The sequence below is a fragment of the Rikenella sp. genome (assembly GCF_056799795.1).
The window spans coordinates 33,822-54,033 of the sequence record NZ_JBQIQO010000007.1 but is presented as its reverse complement, the minus strand read 5'-3'; the positions used below and the strand labels follow the sequence as shown (position 1 = coordinate 54,033).

At 59.2% G+C, this 20,212-nt stretch carries 17 protein-coding genes; 9 read left to right on the top strand and 8 right to left on the bottom strand.

All coding sequences use genetic code 11. From position 1 onward, the window contains the following. Positions 1-83: 83 nt before the first annotated feature. The gene (lipA, locus tag ACTO3O_RS03205; protein ID WP_297830742.1) at positions 84-1,013 is read left to right on the top strand and encodes a lipoyl synthase; all 930 of its coding nucleotides are present in this window, start codon (positions 84-86) and stop codon (positions 1,011-1,013) included. After that, entirely contained in the window at positions 1,010-1,708 is a 699-nt protein-coding gene (gene lipB, locus ACTO3O_RS03200) for a lipoyl(octanoyl) transferase LipB (RefSeq protein WP_297830741.1), read from the top strand. The genes lipA and lipB overlap by 4 nt, the downstream gene beginning before the upstream one ends. A 962-nt stretch (positions 1,709-2,670) precedes the next feature. Here the strand turns inward: lipB and ACTO3O_RS03195 are convergent. Then, on the bottom strand, positions 2,671-2,817 hold the full coding sequence (locus ACTO3O_RS03195) for a hypothetical protein (protein WP_297832083.1): 147 nt from the start codon (positions 2,815-2,817) through the stop codon (positions 2,671-2,673). 158 nt (positions 2,818-2,975) lie between these two features. Here ACTO3O_RS03195 and recJ point away from each other — a divergent pair, with 158 nt between their 5' ends. From recJ to ACTO3O_RS03170, 5 genes are all read left to right on the top strand, one after another. Beyond that, a complete protein-coding gene (gene recJ / locus ACTO3O_RS03190; RefSeq protein ID WP_297832080.1) occupies positions 2,976-4,739 on the top strand; it encodes a single-stranded-DNA-specific exonuclease RecJ in 1,764 nt (587 codons plus the stop codon). 207 nt (positions 4,740-4,946) lie between these two features. After that, positions 4,947-6,938: a glycogen debranching enzyme N-terminal domain-containing protein gene (locus tag ACTO3O_RS03185; RefSeq protein WP_297623463.1), complete on the top strand. Its 1,992-nt coding sequence runs from the start codon at positions 4,947-4,949 to the stop codon at positions 6,936-6,938. Between the two features lie 104 nt (positions 6,939-7,042). After that, positions 7,043-8,341, top strand: a complete 1,299-nt coding sequence (locus tag ACTO3O_RS03180; RefSeq protein ID WP_297832077.1) for a glycosyltransferase family 4 protein — start codon at positions 7,043-7,045, stop codon at positions 8,339-8,341. Between the two features lie 68 nt (positions 8,342-8,409). Next, positions 8,410-9,600 carry a glycoside hydrolase family 57 protein gene (locus ACTO3O_RS03175; protein WP_297832074.1) on the top strand — a complete coding sequence of 397 codons (1,191 nt, stop codon included), beginning with the start codon at positions 8,410-8,412 and terminating at the stop codon, positions 9,598-9,600. A gap of 567 nt (positions 9,601-10,167) precedes the next feature. Beyond that, positions 10,168-10,296 (top strand): hypothetical protein, encoded by a 129-nt coding sequence (locus tag ACTO3O_RS03170; protein ID WP_298080883.1) that lies wholly within the window; start codon positions 10,168-10,170, stop codon positions 10,294-10,296. Positions 10,297-10,772: 476 nt separating this feature from the next. Here ACTO3O_RS03170 and ACTO3O_RS03165 read toward each other — a convergent pair whose 3' ends face one another. From ACTO3O_RS03165 to ACTO3O_RS03135, 7 genes are all read right to left on the bottom strand, one after another. Then, positions 10,773-10,922: a hypothetical protein gene (locus ACTO3O_RS03165; RefSeq protein ID WP_297624043.1), complete on the bottom strand. Its 150-nt coding sequence runs from the start codon at positions 10,920-10,922 to the stop codon at positions 10,773-10,775. A gap of 142 nt (positions 10,923-11,064) precedes the next feature. Continuing rightward, positions 11,065-11,271, bottom strand: a complete 207-nt coding sequence (locus ACTO3O_RS03160) for a hypothetical protein (protein ID WP_297830721.1) — start codon at positions 11,269-11,271, stop codon at positions 11,065-11,067. Positions 11,272-11,341: 70 nt separating this feature from the next. Next, positions 11,342-11,812 carry a TlpA family protein disulfide reductase gene (locus ACTO3O_RS03155; protein WP_294593396.1) on the bottom strand — a complete coding sequence of 157 codons (471 nt, stop codon included), beginning with the start codon at positions 11,810-11,812 and terminating at the stop codon, positions 11,342-11,344. Positions 11,813-11,830: 18 nt separating this feature from the next. After that, on the bottom strand, positions 11,831-13,660 hold the full coding sequence (locus ACTO3O_RS03150; RefSeq protein ID WP_297830723.1) for an ABC transporter ATP-binding protein: 1,830 nt from the start codon (positions 13,658-13,660) through the stop codon (positions 11,831-11,833). A 70-nt stretch (positions 13,661-13,730) separates the two neighbouring features. Further along, positions 13,731-15,995 carry a replication restart helicase PriA gene (gene priA / locus ACTO3O_RS03145; RefSeq protein WP_297830725.1) on the bottom strand — a complete coding sequence of 755 codons (2,265 nt, stop codon included), beginning with the start codon at positions 15,993-15,995 and terminating at the stop codon, positions 13,731-13,733. Positions 15,996-16,291: 296 nt separating this feature from the next. Further along, positions 16,292-17,512 (bottom strand): transglutaminase-like domain-containing protein, encoded by a 1,221-nt coding sequence (locus tag ACTO3O_RS03140; RefSeq protein ID WP_297830726.1) that lies wholly within the window; start codon positions 17,510-17,512, stop codon positions 16,292-16,294. A gap of 146 nt (positions 17,513-17,658) precedes the next feature. Beyond that, positions 17,659-18,750, bottom strand: coding sequence for an IPT/TIG domain-containing protein (locus tag ACTO3O_RS03135; protein WP_298080887.1), 1,092 nt, complete (start codon positions 18,748-18,750; stop codon positions 17,659-17,661). A 450-nt stretch (positions 18,751-19,200) separates the two neighbouring features. Between ACTO3O_RS03135 and ACTO3O_RS03130 the strand changes: the two genes are divergently transcribed. Both ACTO3O_RS03130 and mce read left to right on the top strand, forming a co-directional pair. After that, entirely contained in the window at positions 19,201-19,563 is a 363-nt protein-coding gene (locus ACTO3O_RS03130; RefSeq protein WP_297830730.1) for a DUF1573 domain-containing protein, read from the top strand. Between the two features lie 100 nt (positions 19,564-19,663). Then, positions 19,664-20,080 carry a methylmalonyl-CoA epimerase gene (gene mce / locus ACTO3O_RS03125; protein WP_294593376.1) on the top strand — a complete coding sequence of 139 codons (417 nt, stop codon included), beginning with the start codon at positions 19,664-19,666 and terminating at the stop codon, positions 20,078-20,080. The last annotated feature ends 132 nt before the right edge of the window (positions 20,081-20,212 follow it).

The following is a 20,212-nucleotide window of genomic DNA, read 5'->3' as shown; positions in this document are numbered from 1 at the left end:
GAGGGAGGAATTCCGGATCGGGGTTCGGAATTTCGGAGGATTTTTCGTTACTTTGTAACATTCTGAAAAATGAAAAATCGCTAATGCCTTGCACGCATGAGAAAGTCGGCACGCACAAACCGGAATGGCTGAAAATAAAGCTTCATAACGATCCGCGTTATGCCGCTGTCGCTGCACTCGTGCGGCGGCACGATTTACATACCATCTGTTCCAGCGGTCGGTGTCCCAATATCTCGACCTGCTGGAGCAGGGGAACCGCTACGTTTATGATCGGGGGCGACGTGTGTACGCGCGCCTGCCGGTTCTGTGCCACCAAGTCGTCGGCCTCTCCGGCGCCGCTCGACCCGGCGGAACCGCAACGGATCGCCCGGTCGGTGCAGCTGATGGAGCTGCGCCATGCGGTGATTACGTCGGTTGATCGCGACGACCTGCCGGACGGAGGGGCGGCGCATTGGGCCGAGACGGTGCGGGCGATTCGCGCGCTCAATCCGAATACGACCATCGAACTTTTGATTCCCGATTTTTCGGGTGATACGGGCCTGCTCGACGTCGTTCTGGACGCCGGAGCGGATATCGTGGGGCACAATCTCGAAACCACGGCCCGGCTGACACCGACGGTGCGCGACCGGCGGGCTTCTTACGACACATCTTTACACGTATTACGGTACATCGCGGCGCGGGGAGTGGATCTCGGGCGGGACGATCTGGCCAAGAGCGCGCTGATGGTGGGCTTGGGCGAAACGTGCGACGAGGTGCTCGGCGCGTTGGACGACCTGGCGGCGGCGGGGGTGCGGCGGATGACGATCGGGCAGTATCTGCAACCGACCTCGCGGCATTATCCGGTGGCGGAATATGTCCATCCGGATATCTTTGCCCGCTACGCGGCGGCGGCGGTGGAGCGGGGGATCGTTCATACGGAGAGCGGGCCGCTCGTCCGTTCTTCTTATATGGCGGATCGGTTGGCGCCGAAGGTGTCCCGACCGTTGAACACTTTAACCGCGCAGAAGGGATGATCGAGGTAAGGGACGAAGGGGTGATCGACTACGGGACGGCGTGGGAGCGGCAGCGGAGCTTTTTCGACGACCTGCTGGGGCGTGTGACGGAGGGGCCGGCGGACGGAGCGCGGGGGGTGCTGATGTTGTGCGAGCATCCGCACGTCTATACGCTGGGGAAGAGCGGGCGGGAGAATAACCTGCTGGTGAGCGAGGCGTTTTTGCGTTCGATCGGGGCGACGTACTACCGGATCGATCGGGGCGGAGATATTACGTACCACGGATACGGTCAGTTGGTGGGGTATCCGATTCTGGACCTGTCGACGATCGGCGGCGGGCATGGGCTGGGGCTTCGGGAGTATATAGACCGGTTGGAGGAGAGTGTGATCGCGACGATTGCGGAGTGGGGGATCGAGGGGTGTCGGGTTCCGCATGCGACGGGGGTGTGGCTTCCTGCGGCGGGTGGGCGGCCGGAACGGAAGATTTGTGCGATCGGGGTGCGGGCATCGCGGTATGTGACGATGCACGGTTTTGCCCTGAATGTGACGACCGATTTGAAATATTTCGACTATATCCACCCTTGCGGCTTTAGGGACAAAGGGGTGACTTCGCTGGCGGCGGAGTTGGCAGGGACGGGAAGTCCGGTGCCGACGCTGGCGGAGGTAAAGCGGGTGTATGTCGGCCATTTTATGCGACTGTTCGGCGGCTCGCGATAGAGTAGGGACTGCTTAATTGTTGCGGGCGGCTTTTGCTTATAGGCGGCTGTAGCGATGCTTTTGAGGATTCTGGGGGTAGACCCGGCCATAGCATCCCGTAGGGATGCGCTCTGAAGTTTTTTTTGTTCTTTTTGTTCACAAAAAGAACAGTTCGAGGCGGGACAGAGCTCGACCCGCGCGCGACCGCTGGAGTAGGAAATCATTCAAACGCATGATTTGCGTTTGAATAAGATTTCCGCCAGCGCGCGGACAGAGAATTGGGGTAGAGGCGGCCAGTGGAAATGCGTCAGCATTTCCCGTCCACGGGACGTGGGGCCCGCGCGGCCCGAGCGCAGTACCCTCCTGTAGCCAAAGCCGCGCGCCCCGCCTAAAGGAGCGATTCAACTATTTCGGCGGTGAGCCGAAATAGAGTGAATCGCGCAGGCACGCGAACAAAGAATGGGGCGAGGAATTGGGCCGAGGCTGGTAGTTGAAATGCGTAAGCATTTCCCGTCCACGGGACGTGGGGCCTGGCCGGCCCGAGGCCAGTACCCTCCCGTAGGACAGACGCGCGCCCCGCCTAAAGAAGCGATTCAACTATTTCGGCGGTGAGCCGAAATAGAATGAATCGCGCAGGCGCGCGAAAACGCGGCGGAGCGATAGCGGAGCCGCAGTGAGGTGGACACGGGGCGAAGAACTGGGCTGGGCTTTGGGCTGTGCCTATTCTTCGGGCGCGAAAACCGGCTACGGTTTTCGCGCTGCGCCGGATCAAGCGGGGAGCTGAATTGTTGGCTGTGCTCTTGCGACCCGTAGGGTCGCGCAGTTCGCCGCCACCCCATGCGGCGGACTGCAACTCGACGGGGCTCGTTGCGCCTCCGCTGGCGGCGAACTGCCTACAAGAGACGAATGGGTAGTGCTCCGGCCGCCAAAGTCGAACCTGTTAGGGTAGCTCTAGCCCCTTGCCCACCGCGGGCCCGCGGCGTTTATTCCGAGAGGCAACGCAACTGAAAACCGTGAGCGCGGTTGTCCGAAGAGCCGGTATTGAGGTACTGTGAATGGAAATTTAAATCCAGGCCGCGGATGTCGCTCGTGGCGGACGACCAGCTGAACCCGTAGTTGCCGACCGTCACCCGATCGCCCGAGTGTGTGTCGCGGAAGCCCGGGGGCGGGCCCTTGGGCAGCGATGTATACAGAGCCGCCCCTCCGTTCAAAGAGACGATTCGACAAACCGGCGAACAAGGCTCGTGAACCGAAAGATGAAAAAGAGTAAACAAAAAAATAGAACGTTATGCACGCAGAAAAAAAGTGGGTCGTCCGGCCCGCGGGCGATGCGGCTAAAGTGGAGACCCTCTCCACCGCGCTCGGCATCGACCCCAAGCTGGCGAACCTCTTGGTTCAGCGCGGCATAGACACCACCGAATCGGCCCGACGGTTCTTCGCTCCCAAACTCGAAGAACTCCACGACCCCTACCTGATGAAAGATATGATGCTCGCCGTGCAGCGGATCGAGCAGGCCATATCCCGTCAGGAACGCGTCATGGTCTACGGCGATTACGACGTGGACGGTATCTCCGCAGTGGCGTTGGTCTACAACTTCCTCTCGCGGTGGATGGACGACCTCCTTTTCTACATTCCCGACCGCTACGCCGAAGGGTACGGGATTTCGGAAAAGGGGATCGACTACGCCGCCGACAACGGAGCGAAGCTCATCATCGCTCTCGACTGCGGAATCAAAGCCTGTTCCCGGGTGGCCTATGCCAAGCGCAAAGGAGTCGATTTCATCATTTGCGACCATCACCTGCCCGGCGACGCCATTCCCGACGCCGTCGCCGTGCTCGACCCCAAACGCGAGGACTGCACCTACCCCTGTAAAGACCTCTCCGGATGCGGCGTCGGCTTTAAACTCGTCCAGGCATTCTGCCAGTACAAAGAGCTCCCCTTCGAGACCATCGAACCCCTGCTCGACCTGGTCGCCGTCAGCATCGCCTCGGACATCGTGCCCATCGTCGGCGAGAACCGCATTTTGGCCCACTACGGCCTTATCCGGCTCAACCGGAAACCCAACAAAGGGCTCGCCGCCATCATCAAACTCTGCGGACTCGAACGGCACACCATCGCCATCGACGACATCGTCTTCAAAATCGGCCCCCGGATCAACGCCGCCGGGCGGATGGAGATCGAAATCGACCGCGACGACCCCCGGGCGCAATCCGGCGGGCGCACCGCCGTGCGGCTGCTCACCGCCGTCGACGAGCGGCGCGCCTTGTACTACGTCGCCCAGATCGACGCCTTCAACAAAGACCGGAAAAGCATCGATCGGAACATCACCATCGAAGCCCACCGGTACCTCGAAGAGTCGCCGGAAATGTTGCGGAAGAAGTGCACGGTGATCTACAACCCGAATTGGATGAAAGGCGTCGTGGGGATCGTCGCCTCCAGATTGATCGAGACCTACTACCGGCCGACCGTCGTGCTCACCATGAGCCACGGACTCATTACCGGTTCGGCTCGCTCGGTGCCGGGCTTCGACCTGTATCAGGCCGTCGAATCGTGCGCCGACCTGCTCGAAAACTTCGGCGGACACACCTACGCCGCCGGACTCACCATGAAACCCGAACGGTTCGACGAGTTCCGGAGCCGCTTCGAAGCCTATGTCGAGGCCCATATCGACCCCGAAAAGCTCGTGTCTCAGATCGACATCGACGAACCGTTGCGGTTCGACGAGATTACGCCCGCCTTCCGGCGTACCCTGAGCGCCTTTCAGCCGTTCGGGCCGGGCAACCCCTCGCCCGTGTTCGTCACCGCCGACGTGAGCGACAACGGCTCCGCCCGGCTCGTCGGCGCCCGCGGCGAACACCTCAAAATGGAACTCGTCCAACGGCAACACCCCTTCAGTCCGATTTCGGCCATCGCATTCGGACAGATCGACTATTTCGACCACATCAAACGCGGCGGGTCGATCGACATCTGTTACAACATCGTCGAGAATCATTATCAGGGAAGTGTCACGCCGCAACTGCGGATTAAAGACATCAAACCGGTGCGAATGTAACGGGGGCTGGGGATCCGGCAGTTTCGAGGGGATCGCTTTCCGCGGAAAGCGATCCCCTCTTGTTTATTTTGTCGATAAAAACGATTGGAAATCAAAAAGAAAACATTATATTTACGGTGACTTACCGATCCGCTCGTTTTTTCCGGACAGCGGAACGGGCGATCGCGCGGAATAACGATCTCTTTTTTCCAAAGGACAGCAGATATTATGGCCATCTTACAATTCAACAAACAGGCGCTGGGCAACCTCGAATACTCGCTCCAGCGCGAAATGCTCGGCACCAACCGGGCGGGTGGGTATATGAACACCACGATCGTGTGTTGCAATACGCGGAAATACCACGGATTGATGGTCTGTCCGGTGGAACAGTTGGGCGGCGAAGACTATGTGCTGCTCTCGTCGCTGGACGAGACGGTCATTCAGCACGGACAGGAGTTCAACCTCGCGATACACCGTTTCCCGGGGATGTACGAGCCGCGGGGGCATAAATATATCGTCGACTTCTCGTATACCCCGACTCCGACGATTATCTATCGCGTCGGCGGGGTGCTTTTGAAGAAGGAGATGCTGTGGGTGCATACGGCGGAGCAGCTGCTCATTCGATATACCTTATTGGAGGCGAGGTCGGCGACCAAGTTGAGACTGCGGCCGTTCCTGGCGTTCCGGTCGCGGCATGGGCTGAGCACCGCCAATGCGGAGGCGGACGGGAAATCCTATCCGATTCCGGGCGGGGTCAAATCGCAGCTCTATCCGCGGTTTCCGTGGCTGCATCTTCAGGTGAACAAAGAGGCCCGGTTCGTGGCGGCGCCGGACTGGTATCACAACTTCGAATACCTCGAAGAGGAGCGGCGCGGGTATCCGTTCCGGGAAGACTTGCTGACTACGGGCTATTTCGAGATGGATATCGCCACGGGCGAGAGCGTCGTTTTCTCGGGCTCGACCTCGGAGGTGCGGCCGGAGGCTTTGGCCTCGATTTTCGACGAAGAGATCGCCCGGCGGACGATGAAGACGGAATTTTTGCCCGCTTTGTATCACTCTGCGCGGCAGTTCCTTATTATTAAGGAGAACCGGACATCGCTCACGGCGGGGTATCCGTGGTATAATGCCAGGAGCAGGGAGACTTTTATGTCGCTGGCGGGCATTACCCTGACCCAGCCGCAGGGGCCGATGGTCGATGCCTGCGTCGAGATTCTCGACTACCATGTTTTGTATCGGCTGCGCGACGGGATATTCGGGACGCACTTCGCGGCGGATACCCAGTTGTGGTTCTTCCATGCGTTGCAGCAGCTCGAATCCTTTATCGGAGGTGGCAGGGGAGAAATTTGGGCCCGGTACGGACGGGCGATGAAAGAGATCCTGTATGCCTATCGGGATGGCGTGGGCGATCCGAACGGGGACGGCGCCGTGGGGTATATGAACCGGCGCGAAGCTTTTATCCGGATGGCAGAGAACGGCCTCATTTGGGCCGATCGGCCGGGGCGGGCGCTGACCTGGATGAACACCATGAACGACGGTCGGCCGGTGACCCAGCGGCCGGGGTTTGCGGTCGAGGTCAATGCGCTGTGGTACAACGCGGTCTGCTATGCGCTGGAGCTGGCGCAGGAGGCGGGCGACGACCTCTTCGTGCGCGACTGGGTCGAGCTGCCGGAGCGCATCAAAGATAACTTCCGGGCGACTTTCTGGCTCGAACAGATGCCTCAACAACCGTACTTGGCGGATTATGTCTATCACGACGGGGCGAAGAACATAGATATACGGCCTAATATGCTTCTGGCCTGCTCGCTGCCTTATTCGCCCCTCAACGAATACGAACAGCAGAAGGTCTTTACCGTGGTCGAAGCTTACCTGCTCACGCCGCGCGGGTTGCGGACTTTGAGTCCGAACAACGTGCGCTATCAGGGGATTTGCAGGGGGAATGAAGCTTGTCGGAACGTGGCCAGACATGAGGGGACGGTCTTCCCGTGGCTGCTGGAGCATTATGTTCAGACCGGATTCCGCCTTTACGGCAACGGCTTCCTGATGCAGGCCCGGGAGCTGCTCGACGGCTTCAAAGAAGACCTACTCAACTACGGGATCGGGTCGGTGCCGGAGGCTTACGACGGGGATGCGCCGCACGAGGCTTGCGGAGCGATCTCGTATGCGCCCAGTGTGGCGGCGTTGCTGATGGTGAACCGCATGATCGGCGAACGGGAGAAGTGATCCCGCACGCGCGTCGTTCCGTGCTTACCTAAACTTATTATATATCATGTATCGGCCGACCGAAACGCTCGGTGCGCCGTGAAAACAAGAAAGGACTTTTGCAAATGAGAGTATTAATGTTCGGCTGGGAATTCCCTCCGCACATCGCCGGCGGGCTGGGGACTGCCTGCTACGGATTGACCCGCTCGCTGTCGAAGCTGGGGGTGGAGGTGATCTTCGTCGTGCCGAAAGCATACGGCGACGAAGACCAGCGTTACCTGAAGATCAAGAACGCCTCGGAGGTCGAGGCACCGTACGGCACGCTCGACACCGAGGACGACTTCTGGAAACAGCTCACCTTCATTCAGATCAATTCCAATCTGGTGCCTTATCTCAGCCCGGAAGAGTACGAAAACGAATGGAGCGAGTTCCGGCACGGGACGCGGCCGGGGGCGCCGCAGGATATCTGGAAACAGCGCTATAACTTCAGCGGGAAATACGGGGCCAATTTGATGGAAGAGGTGGCCCGGTATGCCATGGTGGCGGCTCAGGTGGCCAGGGATCTGGCGGGGCAGTTCGACGTGATTCACGCACACGACTGGCTCACCTACTATGCCGGGATTGCCGCTAAGCGGGTGAGCGGGAAGCCGTTGGTGGTGCATATGCACGCCACGGAGTTCGACCGCAGCGGCGAAAATATCAACACGGTGGTCTACAATATCGAGCGGACGGGGATGGCAGCGGCGGATCGGGTGATGGCCGTGAGCAATCTGACGCGGAATATCGTGATCGAGAAATATGGGATTTCTCCGGAGAAGGTGGTGACCGTGCACAACGGCGTGCGGTTCAAGGCGCACGAAGGGCCGGAAGAGGTCAGAGGGGTAGAGGACAAGATCGTGACCTTCCTCGGGCGGATCACCTATCAGAAAGGGCCCGACTACTTCGTCGAGGCGGCGGCCAAGGTCTTGAAACGGATACCGAACGTGCGGTTCGTGATGGCAGGCTCGGGAGATATGCTCAACCACGTGGTGCGGCGGGTGGCCAAGCTCGGCATTTCGGATCGGTTCCACTTCACCGGCTTTTTGCGAGGGGATGAAGTGAGGCGGATGTTCGAACTCAGCGACGTATATATTATGCCGTCCGTGTCCGAACCGTTCGGGATATCGCCGCTGGAGGCCATGAAGTCCAACGTGCCGGTCATTATTTCCAAACAGTCCGGGGTGGCCGAGGTGTTGACGCATGCGGTGAAAGTGGACTACTGGGATGTCGATGCCATGGCCGATGCCATCTATAGTCTGGTGACCTATCCGGCATTGCACAACATGTTTATTACCCGCGGACAGGAAGAGGTGACCACGCTGAAGTGGGACGGCGCGGCGCAGCGGGTACTGGACGTATACAACGATGTGACCTCCGGCAAATAACGACCCGCCGGGCAACAGCTCCTGTCATTGACTGCGAAAACCAACCGAATATTCAACCTAAACAGCATATGAAAAACCTCAATTTATACTTCCAGGTCCACCAACCCTTTCGGCTCAAGAAATACCGGTTCTTCAACATGGGCAAGGACCACTTCTACTTCGACGATTTTCTGAACAAAAGCATCCTGCAAAAGGTGGCGGCGGAGTGCTATCTGCCGATGAACGCCTTGTTGCTGCGGAAGATACAGGAGCTCGGGGCGGATCACGTTCGCGTGTCGTTCTCCATCTCGGGGATTGCCCTCGAACAGTTCCGGATGTATGCGCCGGAGGTGATCGACAGCTTCCGCGCGCTGGCCGAGACGGGGGCCGTGGAATTTTTGGCCGAGACCTATGCCCATTCGCTCGCCTCGCTCACCAGCCGCGAAGAGTTCGAACAGCAGGTGCGGCTCCAGGCGGATACCATCGAGCAACTCTTCGGACAGCGACCGGTGACCTTCCGGAATACCGAGTTGATTTACAGCGACGGGATCGGCGAGATGGTTTATGATATGGGGTACCGGACGCTGCTGACCGAGGGGGCGAAACATATATTGGGGTGGAAGAGTCCGAACTTCGTCTACGCCAATGCTTTGCGGCAGGAGCTCAAGGTATTGCTGCGGAACTTCCGTCTGAGCGACGACATCGCCTTCCGGTTTAGCGATCAGGGCTGGGACGGCTGGCCGTTGACGGCGGACAAGTACATCGACTGGATTCTCGATCAGGAGGGGGAGATAATCAACCTCTTTATGGACTACGAGACCTTCGGCGAGCACCAGAAACGGGATACCGGAATTTTCGACTTCATGGATCGCTTCATCACACAGGTGGTGCACCACGGTGAGTTGCAGTTCAGGACGCCGGCCCAGATTGCGGCCGATGCGGAAGCGGTGGCGGTTTTACACGTGCCGCATCCGATTTCGTGGGCGGACGAAGAGCGGGATGTGACGGCATGGCTCGGCAACGAGTTGCAGGACGAGGCGTTCAGCAAGCTCTACTCGTTGCAGGAGAAGATACGGCGGTTGAACGATCCGGATATGATGCGGGTGTGGTACGCCTTGCAGTCGTCGGATCACTTCTACTATATGTGTACCAAGTGGTTTTCGGACGGCGACGTGCACAACTACTTCAATCCGTATGATTCGCCGTACGATGCGTTTATGAACTACATGAACGTCTTCAGCGACTTCAAACGCGAGATCGAGTTGAAATTGGGAGAGTGATTTTCGGGTGGAGGGTGCTTGACAGCATTCGGGCGGGTCGTTTCAAAGAACGACCCGCCCGAATGTTTTTAGACCCGGCTGATGGGGCGTTGAGGTTGTCGCCGTGCATCAGGTCGTAAGGGTATATAGGTGGTTCATGTTTGTTATGTCGCGGGCCGCTTGAGGCTGCGCGCGAACAAAGAGTGGTCAAGGAATAGGGCCGAGGCTGGTAGTGGAAATGCGCAGCATTTCCCGTCCACGGGACGTGGGGCCCGCTTGGCCGACGCGTTCGCGTCATGGCGCGCGGCCGTTATTACTTTCCAGTTGCTCGCGCGTCGCCGCCTAAAGAGGGAAATCGTCAAAACTCGCTTGCGTGTTTTGAGAAGATTTCCCAAGGCGCGCGAAAAGAGGAGGGTAGAGGCTGCCCATTCCGAGTGCCGGGAGGCACCGCCCTCCCGGCGGACGCGTTCGCGCCACGGCGGGCGGCCTTTATTACTTCAATGCAAGCGCGCCACGCCTAAAGAAGCGATTCAACTATTTCGGCTTACTGCCGACATAGAATGAATCGCGTAGGCGCGCGAAAAAACTTTGACCCTGCATGAAAAATCCGTCGCCCGCCCGCTTAAAGAGGGATTTCACTCGTTTTGCGGTGAGCAAAATCAAGATGAAATCCCAGCGGGCGACGGCAGCGGCGGAGCGAAAGCGGAGCCGCAGTGAGGCGGACACGGGCGGAGAACTGGGGCAAGCTTTGGGCTGTGCTCTTGCTGGTATTTGGGGTGAGAGCGAGTAGCTAGGTTCCCGTGTCAACGGTCGGCCCGCAGCCCCCGGATGCGGAGGGGACGCACGGCGTCTTTTACTGGCCGCCTCGGCCTTAATATTCGTCCTCCGCTGGCTGCGCCCGAAAACAAATAGGCCGTGCTCCTGCGACTCGCAGAGTCGCGCAGTTCGCCGCCACCCCACGCGGCGGACTGCAACTCGACGGAGCTCGTTGCACTCACCGCTGGCGGCGAACAGCTTAAAAGAGACGAATGGGCCGAATTCTTGAGGTTCGAAGAACCGCCCGGGCCGGAGCCACCCTCGGCGTAGGGCCGCAATCTCGCGATGCTCGTTGCGCCCACGCTGGCTCCGGTCGCTAAAGTCAAGCCAGTTAGGGTCGTTCCACCCCATTGTCCACCGCGGGCATGCGTCCTCGTTTATTCCGAGAGGCAACGCAACTGAAAACCGTAGCCACGATAACTTGCATGGTTGGAACTGAGCCACGTTACGTGGAAATTCAAGTTCAGACTACCGAGAGATCCGTCAATCGTTGAAGACCAACTGTAACCGAGACTTCCGACGCCCATTAATTCGCCCAGCCGCCCATCGATTCCCGCATCGCGGTAGCCCGGGGCGGGCCGCGTGATCCGCAAAATCTGAATAGAAAAGTGGGCCCAAGCCCGGGTTCTAAGTCCCCGATCGGTTCCGTCGAAAGCTCTCCGTCCCCGTTTATTCCGAGAGGCAACGCAACTGAAAACTGGAAGCGCGGTCTGTCATGTCGTTGACATAAAGCGCTGTCGCGTAGAAGCGCAGATAGATGCTTCCCGTGCCGCTGGTTGAAGAACCCCAGTTGTATCCGCCGTTGCCGACGTATACCAACTCGCCCGAGGTGCCGCCGCGGAAGCCCGGGGCGGGATGCAGGAAAAAGAGAGTCAAGAAAAATCCGCGCAGTCGTGCCGTAAAGCGACCGCGCGTGAAAAAGAATGCAGCACCCGAAAAAGAAAGACTACCTGACCCCCTCCAGGGTTGACGTCGGCAGATTACCCAGATTTCCCTGCCAGTAAAGCTCCCCCTTCGAATTGACCAGAATCGTGTAAGGCACGTATTGGACATGGAACGCCCGATAGACCCTTCCGTCCGGATCCGAGCCGATAAAATAACGTTCGCCGTACCTCGCCCGGAGCGAATCCAGCGTCGTTGCCGCTACGCCTCTGGTCAGCACCACGATTTGAATCCCCCGATTCCCATTCCCGTGCCGGTGTTGAATCTCAGCCAATTTTGGGAAAAAACGAGCCGACGAAGCATTGTCCGGCGCATAAAACTCGATCAGCATCGGAGCCTCCGTCCGCGGAGGCAGTGTGCTCCATGCCACCCCTTTGAGATCCGGCACCCGCGAACCGATGACCAGTTTCTGCGCCCGCGTCGCCACCGCGCCGCTGCCGAGCATCAGACCAAGCAAGATAAGCACTTTTTTCATCGCGTCGTTCAGTTTGGATTAGTCCGCCAACTGTTGCATCTCGATCAATTTGTGGTAGATGCCCTCGACCGCCATCAACTCGGCGTGCGTTCCCTGTTCCGCAATCCGTCCCGCCTCGACCACGATAATCTTGTCCGCATGCTGAATCGTGCTCAGCCGATGCGCGATCACCAGCGACGTCCGCCCCCGCAGCAGCGATGACAGCGACTCCTGCACCAGCCGTTCGCTCTCCGTGTCCAGCGCCGAAGTCGCCTCGTCCAGAATCAGGATTTCCGGGTTGCGCAACACCGCCCGCGCAATCGAAATCCGTTGCCGCTGCCCCCCCGACAACTTCATCCCCCGATCGCCGATATTGGTCTGGAACCCCTGTTCCGTCGCCATGATGAAGTCGTAGGCATTCGCCACCCGCGCCGCTTCCATCACCTCCTCCAGCGTCGCCGAGTCGTTCCCCATCCGGATATTTTCCTCGATCGTGTCGTTGAACAGAATCGTCTCCTGCGCCACAATCCCCATCTTGGCCCGCACGCTTTCGATCCGATAGTCGCGCAAGTCCGCTCCGTCCACCAGCACCGCCCCCTTGGCCGGATCGTAGAACCGCGGGATCAGGTCGGAAATCGTCGACTTACCTCCCCCCGATGGCCCCACCAGCGCAATCGTCTGCCCCTTCGGAATCGTGAACGAGATATCCCGAAGCACCTGCTTGTCCTCGTAAGAGAACGAGACATTCCGGAACTCGATCCCCTCCCTGAACTCGGTCAACACCCTGGCATCCGGTCGATCCGTGATGGCCGCCTCCGTGTCCATCATGCCGAGAATCCGTTCCCCCGCGGCGATCCCCTGATTGATGTTTCCGAACGCGTCCGCAATGGCCCGTGCCGGCCGCGTCACCTGCGAGAAAGCCCCGAGGTAGGCGATAAAGGCCGCCGCCGTGAGGTCGCCGTTCAGAATCATATTCCCCCCGTAGACCAGAATAAACGACAGCGAAGCCACCCCCAGAAACTCGCTCATCGGCGAAGCCATCTGTTGTCTCCGCGCAATGGAGCGCATAATGTCGGAATACTTTCCGTCGAGAGCGCGGAATTTCCGGTCGATATAATCGGTTGCATTGTATCCCTTGACCGTCTTGATGGCGCCGAGCGACTCGTCGAGCAGCGAGACCATCTCGCCGAACGCCTCCTGCCCTTCGGTCGCCGACTTGCGCAGCCGTTTGACGATGTATCCGATGCAGAGCGCGATGACCGGCAGTACCGCCAGCGTGAACAACGTGAGGTGGAACGAGATGCCGATCAGGAGAATGAAATAGCCGATCAGCAGGAACGGCTCTTTGAAAAAGACCTGAAACGTACTGGTGATGCAGAACTGTACGACCTGTACGTCCGACGTGAGTTTCGAGATGATATCCCCCTTGCGCTCGTTGCTGAAGAAACCGACCTGAAGCCGGATCACGCGGTCGAACATCGTGTCGCGAATCTGTTGCAGCGTATGGATGCGCAGATTTTCGAGCGTCCGTTGGGCGAAGTAGCGGAAAAGGTTGCTCAGGAAGACGATCACGACGGTCAGAATGGCCAGCATGAAGAGCAGGTCTTTGATCGTGTATCCTGCGCCGGCAATTCGATAGAGTCCGTAGTTCATCATCGCTTTGGCGTAGTCGGTGCTCAGCTCGAACGTCGGCATCGTCGTCACTGCCTCCATCATTGACTTCGCATCGAACATCGTCTGAATGATGGGGATGATCATGGCGAAGGTCATCGTGTTGAAGATCGTGTGGAGCAGGATGCAGATGAAATACGGCGCGGCGTACCGCCCGTAGGGACGGCCGAACCGGAGGATGCGGAAGTAGGTGTTCATGCGGGTAAAGATAGCGGTTTTTTCCGGTTTCGGCACTTTTCGGCCCGTGGGTAAGCCGGAGCGCGCCGTGTTACAGCGGATCGGCTTCGGCGATGGCCCGCACCGTCGGAAAAGTCTTGCGTACCCGGGCCAGCGCCTCCGTCAGGATGGCTTTGGCCCGCGCCACCGGCCGTTCGCGTTCGATGCGCAGCAGGATGTGGAGCATGTGCAGGTTTTGTATCCGGTCTACCTGCGGCTCGTAGGGCGGCGAGACGCGCCGTCCGAACCGCTCGCGCAGCAACGCTTCGCACAGTTGTGCCGCCGCCGCGACCAGCGACTTGCTGCGGTGGCGGAAGGTGACCCGCAGCATCCGGACATAGGGCGGGTAGAGCAGCTGGTGCCGTTCCTGCATCTCGTGGCGGTAGAAACCCTCCGTGTCGTGGTTCGTCACGGCGATCAGCGCCGGGTGGAGCCGGTGGGAAGTCTGGATCACCAGCTCGCCGCTCCCGTCCGCGGGGAGCAGGGCTTTCAGCTGCATCAGCAGCTGGAAAGCCCGCTCGGCAGCCCGGAAGTCGGGATGGGCCAGCAGACTGTCGGCATGGATCACGCCGACCAGCCCCGTCTGGTCGCCGCTCCGGGCCGTGCGGGCCACCATCTGCGTTCCGACCAGAATCCCGGTCTCGCCCTCGGCGAAGTCGGTCAGGATGCGTCCCGCGGCTCCCGCGCCCCGCATCGTGTCGGTGTCCATCCGGGCGATGCGGGTGTCGGGGAAGAGCTCCGCCATCTGCTCCTCGACGCGCTCCGTGCCGATCCCCCGCGGCGTCAGGGCCTGCATGCCGCAGGCCGCGCAGGTCGAGACGTAGGGTTGCGACCAGCCGCAGTAGTGGCACACCAGCGCCGAGGCCTCTTTGTGGTAGGTCAGTGTGACGTTGCAGTGGGGACAGGTCGGTGTCGCGCCGCAAGCCGCGCATTCGACGTAAGGAGCGAATCCGCGGCGGTTCTGGAAGAGGACCACCTGCCGCCCCGCTTGCAGCGTCTCTTCGATCCGGCGGCGCAGGTAGGTCGAGACGACTCCGCGGCCGCGCTCCAGCACGGTGACGCGCGGTCGCCGGACATCGTCTGCGGCCGGCACGACGACCGATCCGTATTTTCCGCCTTCGGCCCGGGCGTTGAGCCAGCTCTCGGCCGAAGGGGTCGGGCTGACGAGCAGCGTCCGGGCTCCGTGCAGCCGGGCGAGCATCAGGGCCGTGTCGCGGGCATGGTAACGCGGAGCGGGGTCGCTCTGGCGATAGTTCGAGTCGTGTTCTCGATCGACGATAAGGAGTCCCAACCGCTCGAAAGGCAGAAAGAGGGCGGAACGAGTCCCGACGACGATTCCGACGCTTTCGGGCTCTTCGATCAGGCGTTGCCAGGCCGCGCTCCGCGCCCGGTCGGTGAGGCGGGAGTGGTAGACCAGACAGCGGGTTCCGAAAGCGGCCTGAAGGGCGTTGGTCAGCCGGACGGTCAGCACGGTGTCGGGCACGAGCAGCAGGGTCTGATACCCGGCCTGCATCTGCCGGGCCGCTAAAGCGATGTACAGGGCGATCAGCTTTTCGCCGTAGTCTGCGATTTCGCCGCTCAGCAAGAGGGTTTCGTCGGTCTCGAATGCGTTTTGGATCGACTGTAGCGTGGAGGTGTCCGTGATTGCCGGAGATTCCGGCAGGGGCGGCGCGGTTTCGGCCTTCGCCGCCGTTCGGTGCAAGGTGGCCGGGACGATCTCCTGCTGTTCCAGCACGCCCCGTTCGACGAGCCGGAGCACGATGGCGGCAGGTACCGTTTCAGTGATGTCGGCGCGCGCCACCCAGAGCTTTTGGGGATCGTCCGGCGCCAGCTCCGGCTCTCCGTCCGCGCCGACGGGCAGGAAAGAGAGGTAGCTCAGCAAGGCTTTGCACTGTGCTTTGGCGCGCCGGATCTCTTCGAGCGTTTCGGCGATTTTCGAGGCGGAGCGGTACCCCACGGCGAGTCGCACATACAGCTCGGCGGTCGGTCGATAGCTTCCGTCGCGAATCCCGGTGGGCACGGCGGCTTTGAAGACCTCGCCGGGGGTGCAGAGGTAGTAGTCGGCCATCCACTCCCACAGCCGGAGCTGTTCGGGCCGGACGAACGGCCGTTCGTCGAGGATTTCGAGGATCGCTTTCGGCGGATTTTTCGATGCGGGCGGCGTGTCGTGCATGCGGAGTACGATCCCCTCGCAGACTTTACTTTTGCCGAGCGGCACGCGCACGCGCATCCCGACTTCGACCGGCCGCTCGTCGGGGAGACGGTAGGTGAAGGCTCTCGGCAGGGCGAGCGGCAGGAGGATGTCGGCAAAGATCATTTTATCGGTAGGCGTTTGACGCGGGTCTTGTTCGCTTGGGCTGGAGGCGGCCAGTGGTTCGAGGCTGCGCGACCCCGCCCCGGGCTTCTACGAACCCAGCATGGGTGCGTTGGGCGGCTGCGGCACCGGCGGTTATAGCAGGTCGTCTACATCCTACGATGCAGGCGATCACTACCTCGGTGTGTACTTAAATTTCGGCGCCACGTGGTTCGGCCCCAGCACTGCGGCGCAACGCGCCTACGGTTTTCAGTTGCGTTGCCTCTCGGAATAAACGAAGGAGCGGCCCGGTTTCGAGTTTAGCGCAGGAATAGTTCCACTTCGACAGGAGCCGTCGCCCCGTTGTCCGCCTCTTTCGGCGTGACGAACGAGACCCGCTGCACCCGACCCGCATCGTCTGTGAATTCCGCCGCCAGCTCTTTGCCGAACGGCAGGTAGAGCGTCAGGTAATCGTTCATGTCCGCCGTCGATCCCGCCGTTTTGCCTGCCGCCACCATATTTCCTTCCGTATCCGTGATGCGGATATCGCATGCCGCCCGGTCGGCGCTGCTGCGCCCGCCCTCCTTGGTCAGGAATGCCCGAATGACGACCGGCGCCCCGTTTTTGGCTTCCGCCATTTGGGCGTTGTAGAGGTCGATGTAGAAATCCGTCACGTCGATCCCCGGCACATTCCGGTTTTCGAAGTCCCACACCATCGGGAAGTGCAGCCCCGTCGGCCGCCACGACGTAGCGTACATCCAGTAGATCGGATCGCTCTTGTCCGCCTTGCCCGCCCGTTCGAGGAACCAGCTGCGGTTCAGCGCCGGCGTCGGATAGTACTCCGTGAAGTACCACTTGCCGTCGATCCACACCTCCGTCCAGTTGTGGTTCCCCTCTTTCGATACCCACAGCGGCGTCCCCGCGATGCGCGACGGAATCCCCATCGTCCGGAAAGCGTCCGTCAGCAGAATCGAAAGTCCGCTGCACGACGCCATCCCGATCTCCATCGACTCGCCCGGAGACTGGTGCGGTTTCCTCCGTTTGGTGTTGTACTCCACCCCCACGAGGTGTTGCAACTCCTTGTTAATGGTGTCGATAGCGTGCCGGACGTCGGTCGTTCCGGCCACCAGTGGCGACAGCTTCTCCCAGAACATCGCCCGCCACGGTTCGCGCCGCTCGTTCATTGAGGCGTAGGGCAGCACGTCGTTATAGAAGACCGAATCCGGCAGCGCCTTGGCCCACGGGAAAGTTTCGCGCGCCCGGTAGGCCCAGCCGACCTCTTCGAGCAGAAAATCGGCGGTCAGCGTATCCCGGTCGCCCTCGGGCATATAGGCGATCAGGTAGGCCATCCCTTCGCGTTGGTTTTTCGGTGCGCGGGTCAGCGCGTCGAGCAGTTCGGGCCGGTTCGACGAGTCGGCTGCCGCTATGTTGGCCCGCAGGGCTTCGGCCAGCTCCGGCTCCAACCCGGCGTAAGGGTTTTGCGTACAGGAAAAGGTCAGTGCCGCAGCTGCCAGTGCGCCTAAAAGTGAAATCTTTTTCATCGTTCGTTCTGTATTTGGATGCGTGTCGAATGACAACAAAGATAGGAATAAAATGTGCCCGGAATGATACAAAATTACGCAGGTACGGCCCCATATCCCGCGTGGGATATGGGGCCGTACCCCGTGGTTGTGCGCGTGGCCGCCCGCTACTCTTCGTAGAAGAGTTCGAGGGTCGCGTTGTTGCCGTTACCGGAGTCGATCCCGATTTTTGAAATGTATTCACCGGCGAATTCATATTCGTATTTTACGGTAAATGACTCTCCGTCCTCATCGGTTGTCACAGTAAGTTGTTTCGGCAGATATTTTGAGCGTGTTCCTCCGATACCCAATAAATAAGCGTCGAGGATCGCGTGGTCGTCGATGATGTCTCCGAACAAATAATTGCTACCGATCAAATCCAGGTTGAGGTTGTTCGGCACGGATGTGTTCGGGGTCAGGTCGACTGTATAAGTCCCGAAATATCCTCCGTCTTCGATCTCTTTTTCGGCAGTGGTATATTTTTCCAAACTTCCGTCTTCCCCCACCGTCAATTCACCGGTATAGGTGTCGGTTATACCTTCATTCGTTAGCGAAAAAACGATTCCGGTTAAATAACCGTTGGCCGAATAAGTGTACTCCTTGGTCTCACATATTGAACCGTCCTCTTTATCTTCTTCGATGCAGTTTGTAGCTCGTCCATTTTCTACAAGAAATTCTACTTCCCAATCTACCACCTCGTCGTAATCGTGGCTGATTTTGATTTTGTCTTGCAGGTATTCGATTTTCGAACCGTCGTAATAAGAATCACCTGTTGAGCTGGTTTGAATTCGAGTCAGTCTGCCTGCGTCATCGTATGAATAATTTGCCGTATAAGTTCCTTCGTCATCTGTCAGGACAGATTTTACGATCTTTTTCGGCAGGATATCCGGCGCGGCGGCGAAGTACATCTTGCCCAGCGGCCATTCGCCGCCGTCCTGTTTCAGGATGATGCTCTGCTCGCCCGACACGGTGGTGGGGGCCGTAAAGGTGATGGAGGTCGAGGTGTGGCCGGTCACGGTGGCCTGTACGTCGCCGGTAGCCTTGGTCAGCGCGCGAAGCCAGATTTCGCTGTTCTCGGTAAAACCGCTCCCCTGGATCGTTATCGCCGAACCGGCCGGGATCGGATTCTCGACGCTCGAGGTCGGCAGGGTCGCGTCCGAGACCGGACAGGGTGTGCTGTCATCCTTCTTGCAGCCGAACATCAGGGCAGCGGTCAGCATAAAAAACAGAAGTTTTTTCATGACAATGAAAAATGAAATGTCTCTTCCCGATACCCCGAAGCAGAGATGTAAACACTGGATTGAAAAGAAGAAGTGTGGGTATCGTGACTTTGTTTTCAGATAGTGGGTTCTGGTAAACCTCGAAAGTAAAAACAAGCAACAATCCCACACCATACCCCATAAGACAAGGTATAGAGCAAGGGCTTCGGGCTTGTTCTCCTTTCGAATAAATTTACCAGATTTACTATCGAGAACAAACTCAAACACTTCTCATGTTTAAGCTGATATGTCTGCCCGGGTCGCGCGGACTCGGACGGGACAAAGATAGCTTAAATTTTCGGAACGGGAAGTGTTCACCGCCTTGATTGTGGGATTGTTGCCGGGGCGAAAGTACGGATTTCTTCCGTCTTGGGCGGAAATTGACTGAGAATCGTTAATTTTGGCAGTATCATGAAGAAATGGCTGCTTTTGTTTTTTGGAGTGGGGTGGAGCACGGTTGCAGAGGCCCGGTCGCTGCGGGTGAGCCCTGCGACGGTGCAGTTGGGCGAGGTGGCGCTCCGGTCAAAAAACCGGGTCGAGCTGGTCTGTGTGAACGATTCGGATCGGCCGGTGGTGATCCGCGACGTCCGGACGGACTGCACCTGCACCAAACCGTCGTGGCCCAAAGCGCCGGTAATGCCGGGTGACAGCGTGCGGGTGAGCGTCGTCCTCACGCCGACCGACCGGGGGGCGTTCTACAAAACGCTGCGGTTCGAGACTGTGCCGGCCACGGACCCGGCTCCGCAGGTGGTCTTGCGCGGGAAAGTTTATTGATTTCGGACATTGTTATTTCAGAAACAAAACCCTAACTTTGTCGTTATCGGTTCCGCAGCGGGGCCGGAGTGAATCCAAACTTTTTAATAACCACCACATTATGAATCTTTCTCACATCGAACACCTGGGTATCGCGGTCAAAAGCCTCGATGCGGCGATCCCGTATTACGAAAAGGTACTCGGACTCAAATGCTACAACATCGAAGAGGTGGCGGATCAGAAGGTGCGGACGGCGTTCTTCCGGGTGGGCGATACGAAAATAGAGCTCCTGGAGCCGACGTCGGAGGATAGCACGATCGCCAAGTTCATCGAAAAACGGGGCGAGGGGATTCATCACCTGGCGTTCGCTGTGGCGGACGGGGTGGCTGCGGCGCTGGCGGAGTGCGACTCCAAGGGGGTGCAGCTCATCGACAAGGCGCCGCGACGGGGGGCGGAAGGTTTGAATATCGCGTTCCTCCATCCGAAGGCAACGCAGGGGGTGCTCACGGAATTGTGCGAAAACCCGGCTGAAAAATAATTCATTCACTTTTACTGCTGTTCTTTGAGCCGGACAGAACTGTCGCTTTCTTGAAAGAAAGCGACGCTGCCAGCGAGGGCAATGCAAACGCAGTTTGCGAATTGCCGAGCGGCGAGGAGGAAGCCGAAGGCA